We start from the raw sequence: 4,021 nt of genomic DNA, 5'->3' as shown, positions 1-4,021 counted from the left end.
AAATCTTGAATCAGCGAAAGAGCATGGTTGAACCTGTGTTTTCAGCATTGCGGGGAATTCAGGGTTTGGAACGTTTCCGGCGTAAGGGATTATTAGCGGTAAAGCTCGAATTTACCCTGCATGCAATGGCCTATAACTTATCAAGAGCGGTTGCTCTGATATTATGGATGATTTTCAGTCTATTATTTGTACAAACTAAAATCAGAAAAAGAGAAAATCTGCACGGTGGGATATTGTTGAAAAAAAAATTCCACCCCTTTTGCGACAGCCTCCATACCAGCGAGCGTCATTTTCCCAACACCAAATCAGCATGAGCAACAGGAGATTGATGGTTTAATTTATTTCGCCGAGCCAAACGTTGCAGATTATCCTCAACATCGGCTTGGGTAACTTCACCGACTATCTGACCGTCTTTGTCATAACGAAACGCACCTAACTGGATAAGTGCACGATAATCAGCATGATAACCAATACTCCCCAAACAGGCTCTTAAACGCCTTCTGGCTATCGGTAACTCCTTTTCCTTCACTTCTTGCCACATATCTTGTTGTATACCCACTTTCATGGGGCACAACTTGCCATTAGGGAAAAGATTAGGCCAAAAAGTGGTTATTTGTAAGATTGCTGCTTCTAACGGCAATCGCTTTTTAGGCGGTATGGGTGGTTTTGGAATTTTAACCTTCACTGCCTGTTTAGGTTTTTCAACCAGCTTCTTGGGCTGCTGTTTTACTACCTTTTGGGGTTTCGGTTTTTTTGCCTGTTTTTTGGGCGCAGCATTCACCCAGACCTTTTTACGGTAAACTGAGTTACTTTGGGGCTGCTCTTCTTGTGAAGCCTTTCTTGGACGATTGAGGGTTAATTTCTGCCGTTCTGTCATGGTTTAATCTTTAAACAGGCTGCTCATTTCAGTATCAGTGAGACCTGTTGATAGTTTCACGATATCTCTTTCTACGCCTTTCTCAATAAGTTGGCGCGCTATCTTCATCGAAGCTTGTTTTTCGCCTTCTTGAATCCCATCATTTTTGCCTAACTGATAGCCTTCAAGTTTGCCTTCTTGTCTTAATGCTTGAGCAATAGTCATAAGTGCTCCTTCGTGTTTCTCTGATTGTTTGGCAATCTCGGTGATAAATTCCATTGGCTTTTGTGCATTCCCCTCCTGGATGAGATAATTAAACAGGGTAATGACTTGATTATCAGTATAATAATTATACGACAACAGCGTGACAATTTCATTCATAAGCTCCGTCATATCCCGTCGGCGAATGTGTTTTTGGATGAGGGTCAACAAAGCCATTCGCTTATGCTTCATAATCTCACCGTCATCAAGCGTTGTCACATCAACGAGCTTAAACGGTTTGGTATAAATCTTTTCGGCAATATCTCGCCCACTAAAACAATCGAGCCAATCAGTGCTGTACGGATGCGGGCTTTCCTCTCCACAGTAAAACAAAATAGGAAAAACCAGCGGCAACTCCTTGTGACCAGCCTCTAAATGCTTCTGCATCGCTGCCATGCTATAACGCATGAGTCGCCATGCCATCAGTTTATCCGGTGTCGATTGATGCTCAATCAATAGGTAGACATAACCTTTCCCCTGTTGAGTATTCACCGAATAGAGAATATCACTCTGGTAATTTTTCATCTCACTATCGATGAATGAACCAGACTCCAGTTTAAGACTATCTAAGTCACACAGGGCTTTAATCTCATCGGGTAGCCATATGTCAAAAAAATCTTGGGCGGTCTCTTTTTCACTTAAAAACTGCTTGAATACACTATCGTGTGGGGTTGGGGTGAATTTTTTACTCATCCGATATCTTCAATAATTGCTCGCGTCAGATTGAATTATGGCAAACAAACCCGCTATATTAAATACGCTATTTATTCATTACGTGTCCGGCATTATAATCCAGTCATACAAAAACGCACCCTATCTTCTCAGGTGCGTTTATTTTTTGCTATTAGTATCTTTTCATGACTAATCACAAGAAAACCGCTCAAAATCGCTTACAGGAGCTTTTAGTGGCATATCTGGATCAATCCTGTGCCGACTTTTCATTTTCAGCAACTTTGGTCAGGATATTTACCAACAATTTATTGATGATAAGTGTCTTCTTAGCACGGGTCGCGGAAACATACAGCAAATTCACTTCATCTTTAAAAGTAGCTTCGTCCATATCTGGGTCAATAATATTAGGAAAATCATTGTTGATTTCGACAATATCCCATTCAAGTCCCTTTGCACGGTGGGCAGTGGTAACGGTAATACTGGCTTCATCTTCAGTATCTACGGTTCGTTTGCGTAAAACATCCACTTTCTTTGGTAATGGCGTAAATTTTTCAATGATTTTGATAGATTGCAACATTTCCTGGTCACCACTGGCATTCGCTATGCGTTTATAGTTTGAATAATTTCGATATTCGGTGTAAAGCTGTTGATTACTCATTTTTTTTCGCTTATTGAGTGAAAACCAGTGCAGGTTAATTAATTCATCGATACGATAAGCCTCTATCCCATTAATCCAGTAGATAGTCGCTTTTTTGCTACTCGCTTCCAATGCGACTCTAATCACACCGGCAACCGTTCGACTGAGTATGGCGCGGTGAGGAAAGCCTTGCTTAGGTATATCAATGAGGATGTCATCTTTTTCACCTCTGCCAACGACCTGATGAGTTTCACCATTCATCGCTAGTAATGCATTAGCCATATCCGCAATACAGGCACCAAAGCGAAAGCTATGGGTTAACCAGAGACGGTCAGCATCACTAAGCGAAGGCGCATTCAACGCATCTACCGCGCCTCGAAAACGATAAATCTGTTGATGGGCATCACCCACCATAACTAACTTCGTGGTTTGACGAAAAACAATATCATGGGTAACCGGATTAGCGTCCTGCGCTTCATCAAACAAAATAACGTCAAAACGATGAGAAAGGTTAGGTTGGGAGAGTTGGTACAGTTTTAAGTACATATCATGAATAACGGGAAAATTATCAGCAAGGTCAATCATTCGATGCCAGAGCCGTTCGCTCTGGCTAACGACATCATTAGCGGTAAATGATTTTTTAACTTCCCCCATCAATATTGAAGGACAGTGACGTAACATAATCTGACTATCCACACTGCACATAAAGTTCTTTAAGGTGTCCTGAATCGCTTTTACGTATAACCAGTCATCACTCTGAGTAGCATTGGCAATATCAAAAAGACGCAGAGAATTAGTTAATCGATTAGCGTAATTTCTGCCAAAGCTAGGCCATGCCAGTTGATGGGAGGTTTTACAAAGCACGTTTGCGGGAAATTTTTCGTCCGCTTCTTCTCTCACTGAGCGATTAAACGCAATGTAGAGCATCCGGAGTTCGGGATGCTTTTCGGCATATTTCACTAACGTTGAAGTTTTTCCTGTTCCGGCAAAAGCATTAACCACAAGCTTCTCGCCCTGCCAGTCAATGACAGCTTGTTGTTCTGGCGTTGGATTTATCAAAATATTCTCCTGCACAACTCAATTCTATAAGTTTACCAGAGAATCAAATAAATAGTTTTGTAGATAAAACTTCAGGCGGGCCGAAACTCATAGCCTGTAAAGTTAATTGGCAAAATATAACCATTTGGATAGGTTTGCTTGTGGAATATGGAGTTGAAAATTTATGATTGAGCTGCCATGAGTCGATATTTGATTATTAGCAAGGAAGCAGCCTAGCGGCTGCAAATCGATATCGGGTAGAATGGTGGTACCTTGAACTTCTGGAAATCATATAAAATTCACCCCGTGCTTTCTGAATTCACTCCTCGCCCTCTAAAAACGTTGTTTCAGCGAAACGGTGCTTGGGCCGAACTGCTAAACACTTACCCACTGAGGCCTGTTGAAGTAGAAGTTGTCACCAAAATGCTAGCTTGTGGCACACCACTTATGGGAAGCCGCGAATTATGCTGTGAGAATACCCATTGTCCACATCGGCGCCTTATTTACCAAAGCTGTAAAGGTCGGGGATGCCCGAGCTGCGGCAAAAAGGCCACCGA

General features: G+C 41.9%; 5 protein-coding genes. 2 read left to right on the top strand and 3 right to left on the bottom strand.

Translation table 11 applies throughout. The features are described 5' to 3' along the window. A partial coding sequence (locus CBG25_RS17815; RefSeq protein WP_290608334.1) for a transposase occupies window positions 1-314 on the top strand: 314 nt, incomplete at its 5' end. Here CBG25_RS17815 and CBG25_RS17810 read toward each other — a convergent pair. The 3 genes from CBG25_RS17810 to CBG25_RS17800 all read right to left on the bottom strand — a co-directional run bounded on the left by CBG25_RS17810 (window position 287) and on the right by CBG25_RS17800 (window position 3,485). Then, entirely contained in the window at window positions 287-877 is a 591-nt protein-coding gene (locus tag CBG25_RS17810) for a ProQ/FINO family protein (RefSeq protein WP_290608332.1), read from the bottom strand. The genes CBG25_RS17815 and CBG25_RS17810 overlap by 28 nt on opposite strands. Window positions 878-880: 3 nt before the next feature. Then, window positions 881-1,810 (bottom strand): Rpn family recombination-promoting nuclease/putative transposase, encoded by a 930-nt coding sequence (locus CBG25_RS17805; protein WP_290608330.1) that lies wholly within the window; start codon window positions 1,808-1,810, stop codon window positions 881-883. 226 nt (window positions 1,811-2,036) lie between these two features. Then, complete coding sequence (locus CBG25_RS17800) at window positions 2,037-3,485, bottom strand: UvrD-helicase domain-containing protein (protein WP_290608328.1); 1,449 nt, start codon at window positions 3,483-3,485, stop codon at window positions 2,037-2,039. 252 nt (window positions 3,486-3,737) lie between these two features. Between CBG25_RS17800 and CBG25_RS17795 the strand changes: the two genes are divergently transcribed. Continuing rightward, window positions 3,738-4,021 (top strand): transposase zinc-binding domain-containing protein (locus CBG25_RS17795; RefSeq protein WP_290608326.1); only part of this gene is annotated, 284 nt, incomplete at its 3' end.

The sequence above is a fragment of the Arsenophonus sp. ENCA genome, assembly GCF_002287155.1.
In the GTDB taxonomy this organism is placed as follows: domain Bacteria; phylum Pseudomonadota; class Gammaproteobacteria; order Enterobacterales; family Enterobacteriaceae; genus Arsenophonus; species Arsenophonus nilaparvatae.
This window is presented reverse-complemented; position numbering and strand designations above follow the sequence as displayed.

What these genes read in the sequence shown, in the direction of transcription:
- CBG25_RS17805 (WP_290608330.1), bottom strand. Translation starts at nt 1,810, where the DNA reads ATGAGTAAAAAATTCACCCCAACCCCACACGATAGTGTATTCAAGCAG.
- CBG25_RS17810 (WP_290608332.1), bottom strand. Translation starts at nt 877, where the DNA reads ATGACAGAACGGCAGAAATTAACCCTCAATCGTCCAAGAAAGGCTTCA.